Genomic DNA, 21707 nt, shown 5'->3' on the forward strand with positions numbered 1-21707 from the left:
TTTTAGTGTTTAAGGCGGTATGCGGTGGCATCAGCATTGCGTTGCTCACCCCTTAACAGGGCGTTATACGAATTGGAGGAAAATTGGAAAATATCGTACTAGTAGATGAAGTCTTTAGAACTTCACGTGATTTACCTATGAATTACATATCTAGAGCTCATGTTGATGATCTCTTTGTTGATTCGTTGGCGAAACAAACTCATATAGTGATTCATGGAAGTTCGAAGCAGGGAAAAACGTCATTAAGAAAGAAAAATTTACTTGAAAGTGACTATATTTCGGTAACGTGCAGCAATACTTGGGGTATTGCAGATATCAATGAATCTATTTTAAAGCGTGCAGGTTATCAAATCTCCGTTTCAGAATCCAAAACGCTCAAAGGAACTAGTAAGGTCTCACTATCTGTTGGGTTAACAGATACCAAAATTGGCTCAGATATATCAATGGAGTTAGCTAGGCAAATAAACAAAAAAAGTTTAGAGCTTGATCTAGAAAATACTAATGATGTAATCAGCGCACTAAAAGAAATTGATTTTGATAAATTCATTGTTTTAGAAGACTTTCATTACCTTGATATAGATACACAGGTTGATTTCTCTATCGCGTTGAAGGCTTATCACGAAGAAAGTTCTCTGTGTTTTATTATCGTAGGTGTTTGGCTTGAAGACGATAGATTAACCACTTTTAACGGTGACTTGGCAGGACGAATTGTATCGATCAATGCAGATATGTGGTTAGACGAGAATATCGATGAGCTCTTCACTGTCAGTGAAGCTCTACTGAATATCTCATTTACTGAAAACTTTAAAAACTGCGTTAAAGAAAAGTGTAATGGTAGTATTTTCCTTGTGCAGCAACTATGTATGAAGGTATGTGAAGCTCAAAATATAAGTAAAACGCAACCTGAACAAACAGTTGTCGCGAAGAACATCGATATTACAGATGAAATCAAATCTGTATTAGATATGCATACTGGCAGGTTTACCAAGTTCTTAATGGACTTCAGCGCTGGGTTTCAACCGACAGAACTTGAACTTTATAAATGGATTTTGTTTGCTTTAGTAACAATCGATGAGAAGTTCTTGCTTGAAGGGTTACCAATACAAGCACTTAGGCGACAAATCCAGACGGCTCACCCAAAAAAGTCTGAAGTTTCACTCAAAAAACTCTCTGGCGCTTTAAACAAATCAGTAAGCTTACAACTGGACAATCGTACTAAACCAATAGTGTTTGAGTACGATGCTAATCGCTCAAGAGTAAAAGTCGTAGACAAATCATTTTTACTTTGGAAACAATTCCAAGAATTATCAGAACTGCTCGATTACATAGATTTAGAGGAACAGGCGGCAGAATTAGTATAGCAAGCATTTAAGAGTGATTCCCAATGCTTGGCATTTTCAGTTCAAGGTTGCGTTTCGTGTTTACGGCGTTGTGCATATCTAAAATATTTAACTTTGGTGGTCTAGGAAATAAATAGAATGTTACTCAAAGAAGTCATTACTATAAATTACAAAAGTGCGCAAAAAACGGCACTTGAAATTAAGTCCATTTCTCCAACAGTGCTAATTGGAGAGAATGATTGTGGTAAAACAACATCATTGAATTCGGTAAGACTGCTATTAGAACAGTCTTTTTCAGCGTCTATTCCAAATGATAAAACCGAGAAAAATGACTTATCTCACACTGCATTAACTAAAAATGAAATTAATGCTCAATTACGTGAGCAAGGTCTGCCTGAACTATTTGAACTAACGGAAGATAATCAACAAAAGTTCATTGTATGCATTGGTAAGTTTCAAGTTGAAGATTTTGATAAAGACGCTGAAGATATATCCAACCACTTAAAGTGGGTGCTGGAATCTGCAAGATTGATGGATGACCAGTGTAGGTATTTTTATAAAGCTAGGGTTATAAACGCAGATACAGGGACAACTGAAATATATTACTCTCATGATCATCCGGATGAGCAGAACTTAGCTAGTATTTATAGTTCGACTCAAACTCAAGTCAATGCTGCTATGACTACTCATAATCCAGAGGAAGAGAACCTCATTAATGATAATGGTGAAGGGCGCTACACCATTTATGAAAAAATTCGTTCGATACTAAATACAGTTTCTTGTTCGTATAAGTTTGTTAAGTTCAGCGATGACGTTAAACATAAGAAGTGGAAGCTAGACTTGCAGGCTGTTTTCCCTGAGTACGCTTATTTAAGCTGGAACGAGTCACTAGAGGGTATAACTAAAGCGGCTAATGCTATCTTATCTGACTCTATCGAAGCAGAGGTTACTCGAGCAAAGAAAATTTCAGGTATGCTACGAACACGCGCACAGACAAAGATTAACCAAAAACTTGAAGAACTGGGTATTCAAAATGAAGTTCCAAGCATTGAGAGTATCAGCGCCAGTGTAAGCTTTGAGTTAAAAAATCAACTTACAGACTTGTTTGTAGGTAAAGACAGTTCTGAAGAAAGTGTGCATATTGATAACCAAGGTGAAGGCATAAAACGTCAAATTTGGTTTGCATTGCTTAGACTACAAGCAGAACAAGCAACAGAAACAAATAAAAGGTATGTCTGGTGTTTTGATGAGCCCGAAACGCACTTGCACCCGAGAGCTCAAAGAGAATTTATCAACACGCTTCGCTTATTATCGGAACAACATTTTCAAATATTGGTTAGCACTCATAGTACGATTTTCGTTAATGCGTCTAAGCTAGAAGATATAAATACTTTCAATATTGAAAATAGTTATACCAAAATAGGAGCTATAGCGGAGGTAGGGGACATTTTTGATACATTGGGTGTAATGAATAGTGACTTCTTGTTTTTCAATAAATTCCTTGTTGTTGAAGGTAATACCGAACAAGCTTTAATTCCGTTGCTCTACCATAAGTATACAGGTTGCACACTCCGTGAAAATAATATTCAGTTGATAAACTTAAAAGGGTGTACGAACGAAGATGTAGCAAATGATTTGTTAGATAGTTTAATTGATGGCTTTGCTAAGCGAGACGATTTATCAATATATATCTTTGATGCTGACACAAACAAGCAAGAAGATGCACAAACATTTGTTGTAGGTAAGCAAGACCTAGAAGACTCGTTACCTGCTAGCCTGTGGCCACAGATAGTGCGTGAAGTGTATGGTGAAGACATTGAAATTACAGATCAAGATATTACAAGTATTCTTGATGCAATTCCAATGGCGCAACAAGGTAACACTTTGCAAGCTAACCAAAAATTTGCACCTAAGCTGAGAAACTTAATTCGTCAGAAATTAGTTGGCATAAACAGTGCAGAAAGAATTGACGACTGGCCGAATAAAAGTTTTGATTGGGGAGAAATCATTGGCCGCCATCTTGATGTATCTGAAATCCCAGACCCTATTAAAAGAGCATTTGATGCACTTAACTAGATATGCGTAACAATCTGTTGAAGTATGATTCGCAACGCGTAGCATTTTTACTATGCGTTGGTTTTAGTGTTTAAGGGGTATGCGGAAGTATCGATATTGCGTTACCCACTCGTCAACAAGGCATGAGTAACGCAATTTGTGGTCTGTGTCATAGGTTGCATAATCTAGATAAGTATATGTTTATCATAATGTTAAGGTAACTCGTATACATCAAACTACGGGCAACCTTATTATGAAATAAGTTCTATTAGCACTTACTTTTGCTTTGTCAGCAACATCATTCAACTCTTCTGCTGCATTTGGGCTAAGTGATTTAAAGCAAGACAAGATTTGTCATTTTGCCAACGGTGATGAAGCGAACGCTAAATGTAAAGGTGGTGATGTAGCCATGTGGACACCAAATTCATTTGGTAACGAACAGCTACCAATTTTGTATATCTCACTGTTTTGCGATTTTGAAGCTCCAATTACTCATACCGTGGGCGGTGTTTCTTGTATTTTTACCACCAAGCGTAAAGCTCAATGGAGCGATTTTGGTATCACAGTTAAGTAACATAGCGTTATAACCCGCATTTAAGAGTAGAGCCCAACGGCAGCAAGCTATCGTTGGGTTTTTGTGTTTTTAGCGTAGAGCGTTCTTGGATGATAGTTTCTGGCTTGGTGGGTTTGTCGGCTCATACGTTTAGAACTATGAAAAAATCGGTGTGTTTAAAAATGTTCAGCGTAATAGCAGTGAGCACCGAGTGTATAGCGCGAAAGACGTAAAGTGGCTTGAGTTTGTCATTCGACTAAAAGAAACGGCCATGTCATTCGAAGAGATATTGGAATACGCTTGATTAAGGGAGCAGGGTAGCAGCGTGGTACTTGAACGTCAGCGCTGCTAGAACAGCACCAATAGAGTTTAGAGTTACTGTTTTGATGTTCAGAGGTGTCGCACTTGGTATTTTCCTCTCAAGGGTTTTATCGAAGTGATGAGGGAACTTATAAGAATTAGGCGTCGTAAGCTATAGAGGGAGGCAAGCTTAAAAGGTATGAAAAAATATATTTTTGGTTCGTTATTTTTACTGATCGTGATTGTTGGTGCCTACTTATCGTTTGGCGTTTATCGGAACTCTGCTTTCTCAACCAATATTGAAAATGGCAGCTATGGTGAGTGTCTGAATGACTCTGCGATAACGAATCACAGTATTGATCTGTGGGATCGAGATGACGTTTTTGATGTTCGTTTTGTCGAATCAGGCAACTCTCATTGCTTTGCACCAAAGTTTCCAGCAATTGAGGTTTCGTCCTCAAAAGTGACACACTGGCTACATATTGTGGAAACATCGAGCGGCGCGCAGTTTTCAGGTAAACATGCATCCTTGGGAAACTTTGGTCCCAATTGGGTTTTTGTTGATGTGGGCAGCCAAGAGAAGCGTGATAGTAGTTACCCATTTTATAGTTTGGGAAAGGTTTTTCGAGATAATCCAGGTTGGACTTCGGCTCCCCATATCACTTTAACTTGGAATGGAAAGTTGTTTGGGCTATCTGAAGTAGAAGGGGTATTCTATCCAGTTGGCGCGATGTCTTGGGGTTTTAATCTAAAAAGTTGGTCTTTAGCTCCGGAAGCTCTTTCCCCCAAATTACTCGATAAAAGTGCGTGGTTGGAAGTGGTGGAAACACTTAATGATGAGTATCCGGGCTATGTATTCAGTGTTGAATAGGCTATGCATATAACAAAGCGTTGAAGATAATCGCAACACTTAGCATAGACGCCTGGTGATAGGCAATGGTATTGGTACTCCGTCACTAAGGTGGTATCTTAAACTTGCCTTGACCGAGAATAAGAGGCTATTGATGGCCTCTTATTCGGTGAGACGGGTAATTTTAACTGATCAAAGTAACTTGGTTACGCTTGAGTGGTTAGTACTGTCGTTGACTTGATACCCCAAGGCGCGAATTTGCTCTCGGATTGTATCTGCCTCATCAAATCGCCCCTGTTGTTTCATGCATTGACGTTGTTCAGCGAGCTGCTGAACTTCCTTCGGAATGGTGACCTGTTCAACTTTTTCAAGATCAAGGCCAAATACTTGATCAAAATAAAGTAGTGTCGCTTTTTTATTGGCAGGCTCTATGGAGCTATCGGTGACCTCCCATAGTAAAGCGAGTGCTTGTGGCATGTTCAAATCACGGCTGATATGTGCAAGAAATTCAGCTTTGAACTGGTTGTCAACGCGACCACCGTCAGGCATACCAGTGATTTTTTTTCTTAATCTACGCAGTGCCTTTTGTGCACCATTCAACCCTTCCCAAGTAAAGCTGAGCTGGCTACGATAGTGGCTGGTTAGGGTTAAATAGCGATAAGCTAGAGGGTCATAACCTTTGTCGATTAGGCTTTCTAAACGCAGTGTAGAGCCCGACTTAGATATTTTCTCATTGTTCATATTTAAGAAGTAACCATGCAACCAAAAGTTTGCTTGTATATGTCCGTTTTTCGCTTGGCATTGCGCAATTTCATTGGTGTGGTGGACAGGGATGTGATCCTCACCACCGATATGTATATCGAAGGTCTCTCCCAAGTACTTTTCTGCCATCGCTGAACATTCAATATGCCACCCTGGGAAGCCATTTCCCCACGGGCTTGTCCACTCCATTTGCCTTTTCTGTTCGCCAGTGAATTTCCAAAGTGCGAAATCTGTCGGATGCTTTTTCTCCGCCATATCAACGCGAATGCCAGCTTCTAAACCTTCCTTATCTAATCGAGCAAGCTTGCCGTAGTCGGGTAGTTTGTCTGTATCAAAATAAATACCATCGCTGGTTCGATAGGTATAGCCTTTAACTTCGAGTGACTGAATAAACGAAATTTGTTCTTGAATATGGTCGGTTGCTCGGCAAGTGATAGAAGGCTTGAGAATGTTGAGCCTTTCGAGATCAGTAAAAAATGCCTTTTCAAAATATGTAGCAATATCCCAAGCTGATTTAGCTTGTTTACGTGCGCCTTTCTCCATTTTGTCTTCTCCAGTATCACCATCAGACACTAGATGCCCAACATCGGTGATGTTCATGACATGACTAACATGATATCCATTGAGCTGTAGTACGCGTTTTAGAAGGTCTACGAACAAATAGGTACGCAGGTTACCGACATGTGCATAGTCATAAACAGTTGGGCCACACGCATAGAGGCCAACCTCACGAGGTTTAATCGTATAAAACGGGCTAAGTGCTCTATCAAGGGTATTAAAGAGCTGAAGTGTAGGTTGGTTCATAAATCATATCCTTATAAATACAAAAAGGCCGTGGATGAAAACATCAACGGCCTAGGAAAGAGAGCGATAGGTTTGCTATATAATAGGTACACTAAAGCGGCCGTAAATGAGGTATTTACAGCAACAACATAGAATTTGAATGGAAGTAATTATTAGCGTCATTTTTTCAAACTAAAATAGATGATTTAAAAAAGCAATATATTTATTCTGTGTTCATGTTTGAACGTCATCGACGTTAGTATAGGCGCGGCCCGTACTCCCAATATTAGGAATCAACTAAATACTGATCACATCTTTAGTTATTCGTTATTTGCTAATTTAGGAAAATATGTCGAAGGTTCTATTCAAGATCTTGTTCGGCTGGATTTCTATCTGAGGCACTTGCTAAGTAGAAAGTGCCTCATTGTTTTTTCGTTGAAAATTTAGACTTATGGATAAGTAAAATTAGCTCTAATCTAACACCTGTACTCACAAAAACTCAAATGATTACACCAATTGCTTCCTATGAATTACTCAAAAGGCTTTATAGGAAGTAACTGGATCGTGTTTATATAATAGGAGTAATGAACACCGATTTTTGAGAGTTTTTGTATCATTTGTCTCTTTGCTCGGTGTCTAGGTTTTTACAGGTTTAGATCATTCCATAATTCACCCTGATGTGGAATATTTGATGCTGTCCCACCATACAAGTTAAAAACCTCAGTCAATGTAGAAAGGCTCAACATTCTCTGCCCTATAGTAAGGAAATCGTACTGCGATAGCTCAAAGTGACCAGACCTTAATTTAAAACCCCAGTTTTTATTGCCAGCGGTAAATTCTAACTGATCGAGTATTGGATGAATTGCTATTTCCTTGCCATTTATATATGTAATATCTCTGCGGTATGGAACGAAGTTTGGCGCCATTTGAAACTTATAGCTACCTTCTCCTGTAACTTGACCAATGGCTGTAAACCTCTGACATTTTTCCTTACCCTTGAATTCAAGCGTGGGTGAGTAAAAAACGATCCCGTCACCAACTGACATTCTATTCAAAGGGGCCGATTTACCATGGCATACTTGGCAAAACCCTCCAGCTACTCCTAACTTAATGTGCTCACGAGAAACAACACCACACCAAAATTTCTTCAAGGTACCTCCTATACAATGTTTTTATATGATCTGCTATTTTATAAAGTATTACTTTTTATTAGTAATGATGTCAGGGATTTATAGTGTTTAAGTTGACTCTCGGTTAAGCAAGAAAAAAAATCGTCATCAGTATTTTCAACAGCAAAGATAGCTTTAACGATTAAACTTTCTCCTTCAGTTGTTAATTGAACATTAGTATTTCGAGCATCAAGGACTGAGGAGGAACGTTCGACTAAACCACTCAACTCGAGCTTTCGAATTGCTTTCGATAGTGTCATTTTATCAATCTTGGTGTGCTCAACTAAATTAGTTTGAGTAGCTAATTTTTCTTTATCTTGAAACCACCTTAATGAAGCTAGAATGGCAAATTGAGTTTGAGTAATTCCAAATCTTTTTAATACTAAAATCAATTTTCTTTGCCACAGCGTAGTCATTTTCCAAATTAAAAAACCTATACTGTCATCTGCTGCTTCATGCTTAAAAGGGGATGAGTTAGACATTTTGACTCCTCTCAACCAATCGAGCTAATTGCTTATCCACTCCACTTGCTACATTTTCAGCAACCAGTTTCTTCCATAACCAAGATAGTGGACCTTCGATTTTTAGTGTTGATCTTATTTCCAATTGATTCCCGTGTTCTACTAGTTCGTGAGAATCATACATTCTTGCAAGAGGGAACTTAGTCAAGTCTGTGAACATTGAGTTCTATCTGACTTCTATTAGCTCTATGTTGATCTTTGGCCCTCCTCTAGGCTTAAATTTAAATACAGCCCCTGTTTTAAATTCGCCTTCAAGTTTTGCGTAATCAATATCATCTTGCCAGGTATGCCATTGGTTGACATCAGTCCACACTTTCCAAACTTTATCCGCACTTAATCCGTTAACGATCAAGCTTGTTGTTTTTATCCACACAATAAATTCACCTTAATAGTAACCTGGTTTACAATAATGGTAAACCGGGTTACTAATGTTGTAAACCATTTTTAGTTGGTATTTTAAGAGCCGGTGATATGGGAAGCTCATGATTTAAATTATTTTTATTGAGGATGGTGTTTGCGAAACATCGAAGAAATGAGTTATGTTTTCTTCGGTGTTTTGATTACTGAGGGAGGAGATGTATCGTTTACGTCATTAAGACACCAGACAGAATAATTCTATATTTAAGTACAGAATTATTCTGTCTAATATAGCTGTTAGCCGTCAAAATGGAGAATACATGGAAGTACAATTTTTAGAGAAAAATTCTGATTACGAGTCAGTCCTAGAAGTGTTGTTACAACTTCGCCCAACTTACAACTTAGATACTTTGTCTGGTCAGATCGAGAAGCAGCAATCAAATGGTTACCAAGTCGTCTATGTCAAATCGCCAGAAGGTGTACTAGCAGCAGCAGGCTTTAGGGTAGGTGAAAAGCTTGCTTGGGGTAAGCATATTTACATTGAAGACTTGGTAACTAATGCGCAATTTCGTTCGAGTGGAGTAGGTAAATTTATTATCGATTGGTTTAAAACATATGCTTTAGAAAGCGGTTGCGAACAAATACATTTGGATTCTGGTGTTCAGCGTTTTCCTGCACATAAGTTCTATTTACGCGAAGGTTTCAATATCGCTAGTCACCACTTTTCTATAGTTGGCGTCCAAAACGGCTAACAAACGTTTAAAGCTCAAGCAACTTTTAAATGATAGGCAGGTGAGGCCAATTCCTACCTAGTGACTTACTCAGATATATCTGAGAATTTAACCCTCTACATTGGTCATTTTGTGTATTTGTGGCTCTTGAACTAGTGCGGTTTTATAAAACTCAAATATTGGTGTGATGTATGGCTGATCATAGTGTTCGTCTAGGGCGGCTTGGTCGACCCAGTTTTCAACCAAGATAAGCTGATCTTTCGCTTTGTTTTCATATAGCTCAAAACGCAAGCAACCCGCTTCTTCTCGAGTAGCAGTTAGAATGCCTTCAGCTTTTTGTTTGCACTTCGCATAAAATTCACTTTTTGGGGTAATAAAAGCCACAACACTAAGCATTGTTTTTCTCCTTTTGGGGGGTAAATTGGCACATCAATTTATGTGTTAATACCATGACTGGTTTATTCAACAAGTAGGCCGTTGCAAACGAAGCCGGCCAAGCATTAATAAAGGCAAAGCCCCATCGACTGATGAAATCCTCTGGTAAACCTAGATTGATGTAAGTAACCCACGCGGACACCATACTTGACATCGCACATGAGAACAGAGCAGTGAACAAAAGTTTTGTCATAGCGTTTCCTCCTGTCTGTATACTGTATGGATTTATCGTATCCTCAGCCATACGAGCTTTAGAACATTAAGATTGCGGAAAACCCTATGCTGGATGATTTTTTATTATTTGTTGAAGTAGCCCGTCGAGGCAGTTATTCAAAAGCGGCACGAGACTTAACAACTACCGCGCCTACCTTGTCCAAACGCATCTTATTGTTAGAAGAGAGATTAGGTGAGTCACTCTTTATTCGCTCCTCTCGGGGAGTCAAACTCACCAGTTTTGGTAAAGGGTTATTTGAACAGCTTGGCGAGACCACCCTAAATCTTCATCAGGCTGTAACTGAAAGCTCGAAAAGTGAAGCGGTTTCCTTCGTCTTACATTGCCCAAGAAACTTAATCATTGGCCAACTATACCCAGCGCTTGAAGCCTTTCTGCTAGAGAAAAGTCATGTGGATGTCGTTATTGAGCCTGCCAATACAAATGTACTGCTCAGCCAAACTTCTTTTGATTTAGCGATACGTTGTGGAGAGCAAAGAGACTCGTCTTTTTACCAGAAAAAGTTAGCCAACATTGCCGTATGCCTTGTCTCAAGAAGAGACTCCAAAAGCCGAGATCGACTTATTATGCCGTACTCTAAGACGCAAATTTCAGGGCAAGACTTGCTAAGTATCGAGCGGCAATACTCCAAGGTTTCTCGGGTCAACGACATTACCTTGGTACGTAAACTGGTCGCGTCAGGCATGGGTGTAGGCCTATTGCCTATGACTGAGATCGCCGATTTGAATAGTGAGATGTCCGGGCACATTCAATACGACTCTGAAATACTTTTTACTCGGCCTATGTATGCCTTGTGGGCGAATAAACCAAAACCTTCGTCACTGTCCCAAGATCTGATCACATGTATCGAGAGCTGTGTTCAAAACACTCCCGCTTTACAAGGGCGCAAGGTTGATTTGACGTGATTGGGCGGTATATCTTTGGAAGAATCGGTAAGGAAGTAGGTGTTCAATGGTGGATAAAATTACATTTTTCACAAGGCTAGAGCGCCAGATTCTTTCTGGTAAAAAGACTGCAACGATTAGGGATAAATCTGAAAGCCATTATTACCCGGGGCAGGTTGTTGAAGCACTTACTCACGAAGATGGGCGAAAAATCTGTAGACTAGAAATTGTCGGTGTTGAGCATGTGAACTTTGATAAACTCAACAGAAAGCATGCAAAAGCAGAAAACCTTCCATTTGTCTTCATGCTCAAATGGATCTTGCGAAAGATATATCCATCAGACAAGAGCTTGTGTTTTATAAGCTTCAAAGTCGTTGATTAACAAGTCTGCAAGTTATGAAGCACATAGAAGCACGCGCATAACAGGGCGTTTTTAGTTGGGAAACTATGAGAGCAATTTTTAAAAAAACGGAAGGTGACTATCTTGAGGCAATCATCGAATTAGATGGTGTCAATGTTGTTGTAATGGACGACTTTGGGGGCGATAGATATCAGGCCGGAGAAAATATCGATATCTGTTTATCAATCGGCCTCCATTATGAAGACGAAGAATGGGAGTCAATGTTTTCAGGTAATCCTGAAGCCAAGAAAGAGCTAAACCACCAGTGGGGCTGGCGCTATCGTGCATATGGTATCGTGACAGAAATAGATCCTGAGGTAATAGTTGATGTGGGTATTACACATATATCAGCACCAATCGAGTCTAGTGATCCAAGATTAGCAGGAGAAAGTATCGCATTTACTATCTATAGACTGGATGCTCACAGCAGCTAACAAGGCGAAGCTTTCGGACAACTTTTTCATACTCCAATTAATCCGTAACATTCTAGGTTAGCTATGTCGAAGCCAAGCTTTTGTCCAAAACCTTCACGGGCTGAATTTTTACCCGTGGCATTCATTCAGCTTTCATCTCAAATGATTAATCGGTAAAGTCTGGCAAACAGAAAGGAGCGAGTAAAAAATGATTGATACCACAATATTGCCACTATTCTTTGTTACCACTATATTCTTAGCAATTTCTCCGGGCCCAGATTTAGTACTCATATCAACATATTCTTCGACTCGTGGCTTTAAAGCTGGAGTAATGGTGTCAGTTGGTATTTTCATTGCGGGATTAATTCAAACACTGTTAGTAGCATTTGGCTTAGGAAAACTGATGCAAGCGATGCCACCTTTGGTATTGGTAATCAAAATTGTTGGGGCAATTTATCTATCTTGGCTTGGAGTCAATTTATTACGTACATGGCTAAAAAACAAAGGAGACGTATCTGCAAGTCAGACGATTCAGTCTTTGGGTAATAAAGATCTAGTCTACCGTGGCTTACTTAATAATATTATGAACCCCAAAGCGTTAATCTTCTTTAGTATGTTCTTGCCTCAGTTTACGCATTCTGGTGGTGCTTTAACCAATCAGATACTCATACTTGGAATCATTCTTAGTAGTATTGTTTTATGTATCAATACTGTTTTCTCATTTTCTTTTAGTAAGTTGGGCTCTTTGCTAGGTTGTCACTTTAGTTTAAACCGTCATATCGATGGTGTATTGGGCGTGGTATTTTTGGGACTTGCTGCCCGTTTAGCTACAAGTAAGTAATGTATGCATACAGCGTTTGGGCTTCAGATACTTTTCTTATCTGAATAGAATTAGTTGGAGCCCAGCCCTAACTCTGAGATGTAAAAAATTTCTCAGGTTGAATTTTTACCCGTGGCATTTTCTAGCTCGAAAGTGCCCCAAGTATGTTTAAAGCGCATGAAGCCATCATGAGAACTATTGTGGCAACAGCTTGTTCGCAAATTGTCCAACACTTATTCGTGCGTCAGGCTGGAACATTTTTTGCCGATCAATTCATGTTATTAAGAAAAAATCTGTATTTAGTGATGTATGTACGGAACTTTCGAACATAAATCATTGTTAGTTATAGTAAAAAAGATTTACCGTTTACGTCATTAAGATACTAGACAGAATAATTCTGTCTAATATAGCTGTTATGTGCAAGGGAGTTTCGTTGAAAAAATATATCCTCATCGATTTTGATGGTGTTATCCGTCATTGGCAAGGCAGCACTATCGAGAATACAGAAAAACGCTTAGGTTTGCCTGTTGGTGCGCTGTTTTCTGTTGCATTTTCTGAGTCACTTTTATTACCCACAATCACTGGCCAACAAACTCATGCTAATTGGGTTAAAAAGGTACGTGAGCAACTTTCAAATAAATTCGATGAAGCAATTGGAGAAGAACTAGTTGAAGCATGGGAGAAGACAACCGCTACAATCGATTATAAATTTTTAAATACCATAAGGTTGATCTCTCCATTTTCAAAACTTGTGCTTGTTACTAATGCTACCGATAAGCTAACTCAAGATATACGTGACTCAAGCTTAAGTGGCAGTTTTGATTTTGTTATCAACTCTTCTGACGTATTGGTAGCTAAACCCGCTTCTAAATTTTTTACTAGAACTCTGGAATTGCTAGGTTGTGATTCTAGTGAATGCGTATTTATTGATGATACGGTTAAAAATGTACAATCAGCACAAGCGTTAGGCATACAAAGTTTGCATCACAAGTCAGTAGATGAAACATTAGAGTTCATCAAAATAAATTGCACATAACAGATAAGGATTAAGCGTTGCGTAGCCAACGTTAAATCCCAAGTGTTGAACAAGCCCGAGCCTCTATATAAGTAAACTGTGCGATCTGCTCTAGAAGGGTGGCGGCCTTGATAATTGTCTATAGGCGAACCTCGGTCTTACTCCGTATGTGAAGTTTTACTCGTGGCACTTTTCTCAAAAAGTGCCAGCTAGCTCAGATTTGCCCCAAAACTTGTTAGAACAAATGCTCTACACATTTTAGGGGGCGTGCGTTTTCCCTACAAAACCTTATATCAAGTTCATGGCTGATTTACTGAACATCTCTATTTCCTTTTCTGTCTATCTACATAGTTTGTTGAGTATGAATGTTGTTTGAGTATGGAAAGTGATATGTTTTATTAAGTGTTTGGTCTCGCTTTGTCGATGGTTTTTTTGTAAATTATTGTTTATTAACAGGTTTGTGATTTTCATGTCTTGGATAACACGCCGGCGCGTTTTTATGTAGGCATAGAGTACACATATCGATGTATTTTCTATAATTTTTAGTGGCTTATGATAAATTAATCGAAAGTCGGGCAGGTAGAAAAACGAGACTGCCTGTTATTAAGAATGTTATAGCCAAGGAGAGATATGTGCCTTTTAACTTATCAGAAGAACAATTAGTCCAAACTGAAATAGAGTTAGGTGCAAAGTTACCTCGCGAGTACCGTGAAGCCATGAAATTAGATAACGGTGGAGAAGCATCAACTGAAGAAGATGACTGGGAGTTCTATCCGATTAAGGACACAACCGATAGAAAGAGACTCTCGCGTACTTGCAATCACATAATCAATGAAACTGAATCATGTAAAGGTTTTGGCAACTTTCCAGAAGAGGCGGTAGCAATTGCAAGTAATGGCCTAGGTGATCAAATGCTCTTCATCAAAGAGTCGGGGCAGTTTGTTAATAGTGTGTATTTGTGGCTTCACGAAACAGGAGAGCTGCAAGAATTGGCGGCAACATTCAATGAAATCGAAAAGCTATAACAAATCAAAGCACGCGGACATGGTAAATCTGTCACCTTTTTCGCTTGCGCAAAAAAGCCGCCAACTTCACCATGCCGGTGTTTGAGGCGTTAGTTTTGCAAGGGTAACATTATGGATCAATACGAAGAAAAAGCACTTAAAGATATAGAGCAGTATGGATGTCATATTCTCCATGTCATGGAAGAGGGTGAGTATCCAGGATTCTCATATTCAATTGGAATAGAAAAAACAAGCAGTCAACCAGAGATAATAATCACCGGTTTAAATCAAGAAGTAGCACATTGGATAGTAAACGAGTACAACAATAGAGTTAAAGCTGGTGAGATATTTAAACCTGATGAATACTATTCAGGCTTCCTTGAAGGGTTTGATATAACTTTCAAAGAAGTAAGTCCAGAATACTACGCTGAATACTTTGGTTGGGCTAACTGGCTATACAAGGGCAATAATTTCAAAGTCCTTCAGTTCATCTATCCGGATACTTCTGGTGTTTGGCCTTGGGATTCTGAAGCATCAGCAGATTTTAAATGGTTTTTGCCTAAGTTATATGCAAACTAACAGATTGCTTAAGACGGACTATCAACGCTCGGCAATTTTGGTTCTAGTTTGGTACAGTGTTTACGTAGCAACGGCCTAACAGAAGTAAGAGGAGATTGGGTTATGTTGATGTCTGTTGATACGAAAGGTGTTTTTTTATGGATGATATTATAAATTTTATAGGTTTTTGTTTAGTAATCTTAAATATGTTACTTGTCTTATCAAGTTGCGTTTGTTTCATAAAAAGTTTCTATTGTTTGTTTTATGACCGAACTGAATTTTTTAGCGCTTTCTTTAAGTCTCTAATTTTTTTCTTTTTGTCTGGGGTTTTATACTACGTAGTAAGTTCAAATGCAGAATTACTAAACTTTGAAATTGTCGAAAAAGTTAATTAATCTGAGTCGAGATAAAAGAAAATAGCGCTAGTTTTGCTTTTAGGAGGTTCTGTCGCAAACTTTGAGCCTTTAAGTATAGATCTGCTTAGTAATTTCCCTCGGTAATTAGGCTAACGACAAAGTCGCTTGGTAGTTAAGGTACGACAGAATCGCTTGGTGATCACACTTCACAGGTTGCACGTCTTAACTCAGTAGTGTCCAGTAATGATGTTGACCACGTAAGTGTGGCAGATCCTAGTGAGGGGGAATCCATGTTCTTCGTTAGGTGTATTCAAGTTTTCATGGAAGAAATTGCGCATGAATAAAGAAAAGATAGAATTTGTATTGTCTGAAAATTTGGGTGAAGGGTTCCGGATAGTCTATGAAAATGGGCAAACCTCACCTGTTATAGAATGGGTTGATTGGGTTCAATTGTCTGATGATGAAAATGACATCCAAGTGGTAGTTAACTTTGAAGACGACAGTGAAAAAGTCTTCAGCAAAGGAGTGATGTTAAACCAAATTTGGCACGATGATGCCTAAAGTATCGCCACTCACTTTGTATTTGTTTGGTTCTGTATTCTCCTAAACATTTGGATCACAAACATAACAGACAAGGATTAAGCGTTGCGCAGCCAGCGTTAAATCCCAAGTGTTGAACTAGCCCGAGCCTCTATTATAAGTAAATTGTACGCTCTGCTCTTAAAGGCTGTCAGCCTTGATGCTTTTCTCAAGGTAAGAGCGGCCTTCGAAAGGCAGAGGTTTCAACACGTAATCCGGCGTGTCCTGCACGGCATTATTACTATTTGCCATACCTGTAGTTATTGATGGCTTGCTAATTTAGCAAAAACGCTGGCACATTTGTGTCCAAAACCTTCACAGGCTGAATTTTTACCCGTGGCACTTTCTAGCGCGAAAGTGCCCCGAAATTGGTTTCGCTAAAAAGTCCAAAAACACAGTCGATTAGTTTTTGATCTAATAGAACTAATCTGAAACCCAAACTCATAAAGAACTAAAATGGGTATCAGAGTGCAGTTCTTAGTTCAAAGAAACTCAATGACTTTTGCTCTACAAACCACTCTTAAAACGTCACAAACCTACAAAGCGTTATTGAAGCATACCACCTTGTTCAAGTGTCTAAAACCTTCGTCAAGTGCATTTGATGCGGTCTGAAGGTTATTTCTGATAGCAAACTCACACATTTGCCATACTAGGAATAATAAACACCAATTATGTAAGTTTTTATGTTATTACTTGATGCTTTTAATCCTTTATATATAAATCATCTATTGGTTTTAAAATGACCGAAATTATCAAGTTTAGCAGTCTACTTTTAATTATATTCCTTTCTGGTTGTAAATCCGTGGACCAAGTTCAGACCTCTTTCTATGAGAAATATTCAGAAGAAAATGACCATAGAACCGACTCGATACGAACTAACGGTAACGTCGGTGGATCGTTCGCACAGTCGGCAGGCTTTGATAAAGGCCTTGATGCTTACATCCAAGGTGATTTTAAGACAGCCTACAGTGAGTGGTTTCCTTTGGCTGAGCGGGGGGATGTGGATGCTCAATTTAACCTTGGGTTGATGTATAAAAATGGTCAAGGTGTTACTCAAGATGACAAGCAAGCGGTTTCTTGGTATCGCAAAGCAGCAGAGCAAGGACATGTAGCTGGCCAATCCAACCTTGGGGCGATGTACTTAAGTGGTCAAGGTGTAAGTCAAGATGATAAACAAGCTATTCATTGGTTTAGTAAAGCCGCGGTACAAGGGCTTGCGAATGCTCAATATGCCCTTGGGGTGATGTATCAAAAGGGTCAAGGCGTTACTCAAGATGATAAACAAGCGGTTTATTGGTACCTAAAAGCCGCGGAACAAGGGTTTGCGGATGCCCAATCTAACCTTGGGTTGATGTATCAAAATGGTCAAGGCGTTACTCAAGATGATAAACAAGCGGCACATTGGTATCGTCAGGCAGCTGAGCAGAGATTTGCAAGAGCTCAAACGAATCTTGGGTTTATGTACAAAAATGGTGAAGGTGTGCCTCTGGATGAGGAACAAGCGGTATATTGGTATCGTCAGGCAGCTGAGCAGGGATATGCAATAGCTCAAACGAATCTTGGCTGGATGTATGAAAATGGTGAAGGTGTGCCTCTGGATGAGGAACAAGCGGTATATTGGTATCGTCAGGAAGCTGAGCAGGGATATGCAAGAGCTCAAACGAATCTTGGCTGGATGTATGAAAATGGTAAAGGTGTGCCTCTAGATGAGAAGCAAGCGGTACATTGGTATCGTCAGGCAGCTGAGCAGGGATATGCAATAGCTCAAACGAATCTTGGCTGGATGTATGAAAATGGTGAAGGTGTGCCTCTGGATGAGGAACAAGCGGTATATTGGTATCGTCAGGCAGCTGAGCAGGGATATGCAAGAGCTCAAACGAATCTTGGGCTTATGTACAAAAATGGTGAAGGTGTGCCTCTGGATGAGGAACAAGCGGTATATTGGTATCGTCAGGCAGCTGAGCAGGGATATGCAAGAGCTCAAACGAATCTTGGCTTGATGTATGAAAATGGTAAAGGTGTGCCTCAAGATGAGGAACAAGCTATATATTGGTATCGTAAAGCTGTTGAGCAGGGGTATGCAAGAGCTCAAACGTATCTTGGTGAGGTGTACGAATTTGGTAAAGGTGTGCCTCTGGATGAGAAGCAAGCGGTATATTGGTACCGTCAGGCAGCTGAGCAGGGATATGCAAGAGCTCAAACGAATCTTGGGCTTATGTACAAAAATGGTAAAGGTGTGCCTCTGGATGAGGAACAAGCGGTATATTGGTATCGTCAGGCAGCTGAGCAGGGATATGCAAGAGCTCAAACGAATCTTGGCTGGATGTATGAAAATGGTAAAGGTGTGCCTCTGGATGAGGAACAAGCGGTACATTGGTATCGTCAGGCAGCTGAGCAGGGATTTGCAAGAGCTCAAACGAATCTTGGCTGGATGTATGAAAGTGGTAAAGGTGTGCCTCAAGATGAGGAACAAGCGGTACATTGGTATCGTCAGGCAGCTGAGCAGGGATATGCAAGAGCTCAAACGAATCTTGGGTGGATGTACCAAGAAGGTATAGGTCTACTTGATGATTGGAAGCAAGCGGTACATTGGTATCGTCAGGCAGCTGAGCAGGGATTTGCAAGAGCTCAAACGAATCTTGGACTTATGTACAAAAATGGTGAAGGTGTGCCTCTGGATGAGGAACAAGCGGTATATTGGTATCGTCAGGCAGCTGAGCAGGGATATGCAAGAGCTCAAACGAATCTTGGCTTGATGTATGAAAATGGTAAAGGTGTGCCTCAAGATGAGGAACAAGCTATATATTGGTATCGTAAAGCTGTTGAGCAGGGAGATGGGAGAGCTCAAAGATATCTTAGATGGATGTGTCCAAAAATAGGCTGTAAGTAATATTGAACTACACCATCAATATTGGATACTAAGTTAAACGACTTGCCATACCTGTAGTTATTGATGGTTTGCTAATGTATGATTTTCCAAAAATGATAATTGTCCAAAAGCTATTTAGATCAAGCCCTACAAATTTCATGTGCTTAGTTCTCTTCTATCCAATATAATTCGATGAAATAGGATAAGTTCAAACTCATATGAGGGTGATGTAGGAGTAAGTAAATGTTGATATTGGGGTATTATGACGAACAGTGAAAAAGTATTAGGTATAGCATTTTTTTGGTTTTTAACCTTAGTACTTAATCTCAAAGGATTGTTGATATTATCTTTATTGAGTTACTTTAGTTTCTGGATTTTACTTGTTAGAGAAAAGTATTTTCTTGAGTTTAAAAAATCATGCATATTCGCATTGGTATCTGTACCGATTGTCTATTCCTCTATCATTTTAGATGGTTATTTTCAGTTAGAAGGAAACTTAAGAATAATGGTATCTTTACCTATTATTACGATTGGTGGTTGTGTTTTTTCTAATATAAAATGTTCTCTTTCACCGGCAAACTAAAGTTTATTGAAGGTAACTGCGGTGTTGGAGGTTCAAACTCTCTAAGCCCCATACGTACTGGTCAACAAACTTCAGTCCTAATGTAACCACTGCTTGGATAAGAGCTTGCATTCAAGGCTTACAGGTACTTTTTCTAATGTTAACGGAGCGAGTTAGAGCTTCAACCCTAACTTACTTTTGTTCAATAATTAGTTACGATTAGTTGATAGTCGGTTTTCTAAACTCTTAAAGAGCACATTAAATATACCGACAGTTACTTTCTGATGAAGCACTTGAGGGGCTTTACTTTGTCTTCGGTTTCAAAATTCATGAGCCAGACAGTGAAATTTTGAACAAGTTAGAAGTGAGTAATTTAAAGTCTATAAGCTTTTGTGATGATAAGGTTATCTACCCCACAGCGTCACAATCGAGAAATAGTGACTGTTAGGACTGTAGCTCATTCGTGGGGACATTATGTCTATGCCTTTAGGAGAAATTCATGATTGTAGTAGCAAGGTTTTCTTTTCCTCATGAAGCCCATATTGCCAAAGCTAACCTAGAAAGTGCTGGTATTAAAAGCTTCATTGGAGATGAACATACGGTGAATACACAATGGCTATATTCGAATGCAATTGGAGGTGTTCGATTAATGGTTTCAGAAGAAGACTTAGAGGAGGCAACCGAAATTCTTAATAGTGATTTTTCTGAATGCCTAGAAAGTCACTCTCAAGAAATAGGAGAAAAGCTAGACATTTGCCCTCACTGCGGAAGTAGTGACTTATCTGCCTATACAAAGGGCAAGCGGCCAGCGTTTCTGGTGTTCATATTGTTAGGCTTTCCTCTGTTTTTCTATAAACAGGGTTATAAGTGCAATCAGTGTGATGAGTTCAGCGAAAAACTTTGAGTCGTGACTTAAATAGAAATGTAGGCAAAGCCATAAAAATAAAAAAAACTCGCGTTAAGTCGTTGATTAATCTTAAGAACCATAAGAAAGTTCAAGCTTATCAGTGTGCAAGTGCCTAAGCTCGGACACTGTAGAAACAAGCTTATCAATGCCAATTTCTGCGCCTTTGGTGTGTTCCACAACATGAGATCTCATTGTCAGCAGCACTTCTACGTCTTCTCTAAATGCCATTATTACCCTCTCCGTGGTACAGATTTTAAACATGTGGTGGGTAAAAATGTGTGTAATAAAAGTATGTGTTAAAAAAGGATTCCGAGGAATCCTTTTATTGTTCATATTAAATGATTTTATCAATATTCAAGTTCAATGTGCTGTAACTTGATAATTCCTTGATCCCAAGTCGTACGACACGTGAGCTGAAGAGATGATGAACGCTCATATTCATTATCCATATCTTTAGAAAAGTTCACGAAACCGTCATTTTGTTGTAAGTCAGACCACCAAAATCCGCCACTATTGAAAGTGAAGACTTTCCAGTCTGAACCGTCATGTACACGCCTAGCACGTGAAAACTCACATCCTCCGGGACGGCCAGGGTTCATACCTTGGACATGTGCATGAACATTAACCTTAAATTTTCCAATTTCGTCACTTAGAGGGATCGAACAAGTAAACTGTCGAGTACTTCTTTCGAATGAAGGGTTATAAACGAATGCATGAGACCTCGCATCACGCCCAACTTGCTCTGTTACTAAGCGTTGCATTGCCTTTTCAGCATTGCCCTCTTGCTTTAATAACTTTTGTAAAGCTTCATTTCTTTTCGTAATGTTTTCACCACAAAATGATGCCGCAGGGAATGTTTCAACTTTTGCCAAGACATTTGATGAAAAAACCAATGACACTGCCGTTAAAAGAATTGAACGCTTAAACATACATAAACTCCTTGAATTTAAGGGTAAAAAACATAAGAGAGGAAAATATATTTAACCTATAAGATTGCAACTGGATGCATACGCTCGTGTGAGTATCATCACAAATAAAAATACACTCCGCAGCAGCTGAAATTAGATGGTTTCGATTTGCCTGTTTTCTCGGTGTAAGCGTGCACCGGTGTAGAAACACACCAAAACCTTCACAGGCTGAATTTTTACCCGTGACACTTTCTAACTCAAAAGTCCCCCATCCCTTCTCAGCGCGAATATCTACTCAAAATCTTAGACTGTACGTTTGCCCTACCTGAAGTTATTCGATGAAG

24 protein-coding genes and 1 pseudogene are annotated in these 21707 nt (G+C 39.3%); 17 read left to right on the plus strand and 8 right to left on the minus strand.

Features of this window, described 5'->3' with window-relative positions:
* The first annotated feature begins 83 nt into the window (after positions 1–83).
* The 5 genes and pseudogenes from BTO10_RS01465 to BTO10_RS01490 all read left to right on the plus strand — a co-directional run bounded on the left by BTO10_RS01465 (position 84) and on the right by BTO10_RS01490 (position 5119).
* Complete coding sequence (locus tag BTO10_RS01465; protein ID WP_105023306.1) at positions 84–1361, plus strand: hypothetical protein; 1278 nt, start codon at positions 84–86, stop codon at positions 1359–1361.
* A gap of 117 nt (positions 1362–1478) precedes the next feature.
* Positions 1479–3416, plus strand: coding sequence for an ATP-dependent nuclease (locus tag BTO10_RS01470; protein ID WP_105023307.1), 1938 nt, complete (start codon positions 1479–1481; stop codon positions 3414–3416).
* A gap of 265 nt (positions 3417–3681) precedes the next feature.
* The gene (locus tag BTO10_RS01480) at positions 3682–3969 is read left to right on the plus strand and encodes a hypothetical protein (RefSeq protein WP_258096950.1); all 288 of its coding nucleotides are present in this window, start codon (positions 3682–3684) and stop codon (positions 3967–3969) included.
* A gap of 89 nt (positions 3970–4058) precedes the next feature.
* A pseudogene (locus BTO10_RS01485) lies at positions 4059–4311 on the plus strand (MerR family transcriptional regulator); the annotation flags it as partial.
* Positions 4312–4447: 136 nt separating this feature from the next.
* Positions 4448–5119 carry a hypothetical protein gene (locus BTO10_RS01490; RefSeq protein ID WP_105023308.1) on the plus strand — a complete coding sequence of 224 codons (672 nt, stop codon included), beginning with the start codon at positions 4448–4450 and terminating at the stop codon, positions 5117–5119.
* Positions 5120–5290: 171 nt separating this feature from the next.
* On the opposite strand, the gene cysS is transcribed toward BTO10_RS01490, so the two are convergent.
* The 4 genes from cysS to BTO10_RS01515 form a co-directional block, all read right to left on the minus strand.
* Entirely contained in the window at positions 5291–6664 is a 1374-nt protein-coding gene (gene cysS, locus BTO10_RS01495; protein ID WP_105023309.1) for a cysteine--tRNA ligase, read from the minus strand.
* Positions 6665–7287: 623 nt separating this feature from the next.
* A complete protein-coding gene (locus BTO10_RS01500; protein WP_105023310.1) occupies positions 7288–7794 on the minus strand; it encodes an EVE domain-containing protein in 507 nt (168 codons plus the stop codon).
* 38 nt (positions 7795–7832) lie between these two features.
* A complete protein-coding gene (locus tag BTO10_RS01505) occupies positions 7833–8294 on the minus strand; it encodes a MarR family winged helix-turn-helix transcriptional regulator (protein ID WP_105023311.1) in 462 nt (153 codons plus the stop codon).
* 205 nt (positions 8295–8499) lie between these two features.
* Positions 8500–8706 carry a hypothetical protein gene (locus BTO10_RS01515; RefSeq protein ID WP_105023313.1) on the minus strand — a complete coding sequence of 69 codons (207 nt, stop codon included), beginning with the start codon at positions 8704–8706 and terminating at the stop codon, positions 8500–8502.
* A 304-nt stretch (positions 8707–9010) separates the two neighbouring features.
* Between BTO10_RS01515 and BTO10_RS01520 the strand changes: the two genes are divergently transcribed.
* Complete coding sequence (locus BTO10_RS01520; RefSeq protein WP_105023314.1) at positions 9011–9442, plus strand: GNAT family N-acetyltransferase; 432 nt, start codon at positions 9011–9013, stop codon at positions 9440–9442.
* Between the two features lie 87 nt (positions 9443–9529).
* Here the strand turns inward: BTO10_RS01520 and BTO10_RS01525 are convergent, their stop codons facing one another.
* Both BTO10_RS01525 and BTO10_RS01530 read right to left on the minus strand, forming a co-directional pair.
* Entirely contained in the window at positions 9530–9817 is a 288-nt protein-coding gene (locus BTO10_RS01525; RefSeq protein ID WP_105023315.1) for a putative quinol monooxygenase, read from the minus strand.
* Positions 9810–10049 carry a DUF2798 domain-containing protein gene (locus BTO10_RS01530; protein WP_105023316.1) on the minus strand — a complete coding sequence of 80 codons (240 nt, stop codon included), beginning with the start codon at positions 10047–10049 and terminating at the stop codon, positions 9810–9812. The genes BTO10_RS01525 and BTO10_RS01530 overlap by 8 nt, the downstream gene beginning before the upstream one ends.
* An 86-nt stretch (positions 10050–10135) precedes the next feature.
* On the opposite strand from BTO10_RS01530, the gene BTO10_RS01535 reads away from it, so the two are divergent.
* The 11 genes from BTO10_RS01535 to BTO10_RS01580 all read left to right on the plus strand — a co-directional run bounded on the left by BTO10_RS01535 (position 10136) and on the right by BTO10_RS01580 (position 20452).
* On the plus strand, positions 10136–10993 hold the full coding sequence (locus BTO10_RS01535) for a LysR family transcriptional regulator (protein WP_105023317.1): 858 nt from the start codon (positions 10136–10138) through the stop codon (positions 10991–10993).
* A gap of 46 nt (positions 10994–11039) precedes the next feature.
* A complete protein-coding gene (gene yqfB / locus BTO10_RS01540) occupies positions 11040–11354 on the plus strand; it encodes a N(4)-acetylcytidine aminohydrolase (RefSeq protein WP_105023318.1) in 315 nt (104 codons plus the stop codon).
* 65 nt (positions 11355–11419) lie between these two features.
* Positions 11420–11806, plus strand: coding sequence for a hypothetical protein (locus BTO10_RS01545; RefSeq protein WP_105023319.1), 387 nt, complete (start codon positions 11420–11422; stop codon positions 11804–11806).
* 187 nt (positions 11807–11993) lie between these two features.
* Entirely contained in the window at positions 11994–12626 is a 633-nt protein-coding gene (locus BTO10_RS01550; protein WP_105023320.1) for a LysE family translocator, read from the plus strand.
* A 412-nt stretch (positions 12627–13038) separates the two neighbouring features.
* Positions 13039–13641, plus strand: a complete 603-nt coding sequence (locus BTO10_RS01555) for an HAD-IA family hydrolase (RefSeq protein WP_004739422.1) — start codon at positions 13039–13041, stop codon at positions 13639–13641.
* 524 nt (positions 13642–14165) lie between these two features.
* A complete protein-coding gene (locus tag BTO10_RS01560; protein WP_258096952.1) occupies positions 14166–14645 on the plus strand; it encodes an SMI1/KNR4 family protein in 480 nt (159 codons plus the stop codon).
* A 111-nt stretch (positions 14646–14756) separates the two neighbouring features.
* A complete protein-coding gene (locus tag BTO10_RS01565) occupies positions 14757–15203 on the plus strand; it encodes a DUF4262 domain-containing protein (RefSeq protein ID WP_105023321.1) in 447 nt (148 codons plus the stop codon).
* A gap of 671 nt (positions 15204–15874) precedes the next feature.
* Complete coding sequence (locus BTO10_RS01570; protein WP_105023322.1) at positions 15875–16099, plus strand: hypothetical protein; 225 nt, start codon at positions 15875–15877, stop codon at positions 16097–16099.
* A gap of 757 nt (positions 16100–16856) precedes the next feature.
* Positions 16857–19007, plus strand: a complete 2151-nt coding sequence (locus BTO10_RS23840; RefSeq protein WP_105023323.1) for a tetratricopeptide repeat protein — start codon at positions 16857–16859, stop codon at positions 19005–19007.
* A gap of 241 nt (positions 19008–19248) precedes the next feature.
* Positions 19249–19569: a hypothetical protein gene (locus tag BTO10_RS23325; RefSeq protein ID WP_146106812.1), complete on the plus strand. Its 321-nt coding sequence runs from the start codon at positions 19249–19251 to the stop codon at positions 19567–19569.
* A 478-nt stretch (positions 19570–20047) separates the two neighbouring features.
* Positions 20048–20452 (plus strand): putative signal transducing protein, encoded by a 405-nt coding sequence (locus BTO10_RS01580; RefSeq protein WP_105023324.1) that lies wholly within the window; start codon positions 20048–20050, stop codon positions 20450–20452.
* Between the two features lie 72 nt (positions 20453–20524).
* Here the strand turns inward: BTO10_RS01580 and BTO10_RS23390 are convergent, their stop codons facing one another.
* Positions 20525–20683: a hypothetical protein gene (locus tag BTO10_RS23390; RefSeq protein ID WP_181143947.1), complete on the minus strand. Its 159-nt coding sequence runs from the start codon at positions 20681–20683 to the stop codon at positions 20525–20527.
* Between the two features lie 119 nt (positions 20684–20802).
* Entirely contained in the window at positions 20803–21384 is a 582-nt protein-coding gene (locus BTO10_RS01585; protein WP_105023325.1) for a hypothetical protein, read from the minus strand.
* Between the last annotated feature and the right edge of the window lie 323 nt (positions 21385–21707).

Source organism: Vibrio chagasii (assembly GCF_002954585.1).
Classification (GTDB): domain Bacteria; phylum Pseudomonadota; class Gammaproteobacteria; order Enterobacterales; family Vibrionaceae; genus Vibrio; species Vibrio chagasii_A.

Excerpts from the sequence above, each read along its gene's own strand:
- BTO10_RS01570 (WP_105023322.1), top strand. The coding sequence starts at position 15,875 with ATGAATAAAGAAAAGATAGAATTTGTATTGTCTGAAAATTTGGGTGAA.
- yqfB (WP_105023318.1), top strand. The coding sequence starts at position 11,040 with ATGGTGGATAAAATTACATTTTTCACAAGGCTAGAGCGCCAGATTCTT.
- BTO10_RS01490 (WP_105023308.1), top strand. The coding sequence starts at position 4,448 with ATGAAAAAATATATTTTTGGTTCGTTATTTTTACTGATCGTGATTGTT.
- cysS (WP_105023309.1), bottom strand. The coding sequence starts at position 6,664 with ATGAACCAACCTACACTTCAGCTCTTTAATACCCTTGATAGAGCACTT.
- BTO10_RS01520 (WP_105023314.1), top strand. The coding sequence starts at position 9,011 with ATGGAAGTACAATTTTTAGAGAAAAATTCTGATTACGAGTCAGTCCTA.
- BTO10_RS23840 (WP_105023323.1), top strand. The coding sequence starts at position 16,857 with ATGACCGAAATTATCAAGTTTAGCAGTCTACTTTTAATTATATTCCTT.
- BTO10_RS23325 (WP_146106812.1), top strand. The coding sequence starts at position 19,249 with ATGACGAACAGTGAAAAAGTATTAGGTATAGCATTTTTTTGGTTTTTA.
- BTO10_RS01505 (WP_105023311.1), bottom strand. The coding sequence starts at position 8,294 with ATGTCTAACTCATCCCCTTTTAAGCATGAAGCAGCAGATGACAGTATA.
- BTO10_RS01525 (WP_105023315.1), bottom strand. The coding sequence starts at position 9,817 with ATGCTTAGTGTTGTGGCTTTTATTACCCCAAAAAGTGAATTTTATGCG.
- BTO10_RS23390 (WP_181143947.1), bottom strand. The coding sequence starts at position 20,683 with ATGGCATTTAGAGAAGACGTAGAAGTGCTGCTGACAATGAGATCTCAT.
- BTO10_RS01535 (WP_105023317.1), top strand. The coding sequence starts at position 10,136 with ATGCTGGATGATTTTTTATTATTTGTTGAAGTAGCCCGTCGAGGCAGT.
- BTO10_RS01565 (WP_105023321.1), top strand. The coding sequence starts at position 14,757 with ATGGATCAATACGAAGAAAAAGCACTTAAAGATATAGAGCAGTATGGA.
- BTO10_RS01470 (WP_105023307.1), top strand. The coding sequence starts at position 1,479 with ATGTTACTCAAAGAAGTCATTACTATAAATTACAAAAGTGCGCAAAAA.
- BTO10_RS01550 (WP_105023320.1), top strand. The coding sequence starts at position 11,994 with ATGATTGATACCACAATATTGCCACTATTCTTTGTTACCACTATATTC.
- BTO10_RS01545 (WP_105023319.1), top strand. The coding sequence starts at position 11,420 with ATGAGAGCAATTTTTAAAAAAACGGAAGGTGACTATCTTGAGGCAATC.
- BTO10_RS01530 (WP_105023316.1), bottom strand. The coding sequence starts at position 10,049 with ATGACAAAACTTTTGTTCACTGCTCTGTTCTCATGTGCGATGTCAAGT.
- BTO10_RS01580 (WP_105023324.1), top strand. The coding sequence starts at position 20,048 with ATGATTGTAGTAGCAAGGTTTTCTTTTCCTCATGAAGCCCATATTGCC.
- BTO10_RS01585 (WP_105023325.1), bottom strand. The coding sequence starts at position 21,384 with ATGTTTAAGCGTTCAATTCTTTTAACGGCAGTGTCATTGGTTTTTTCA.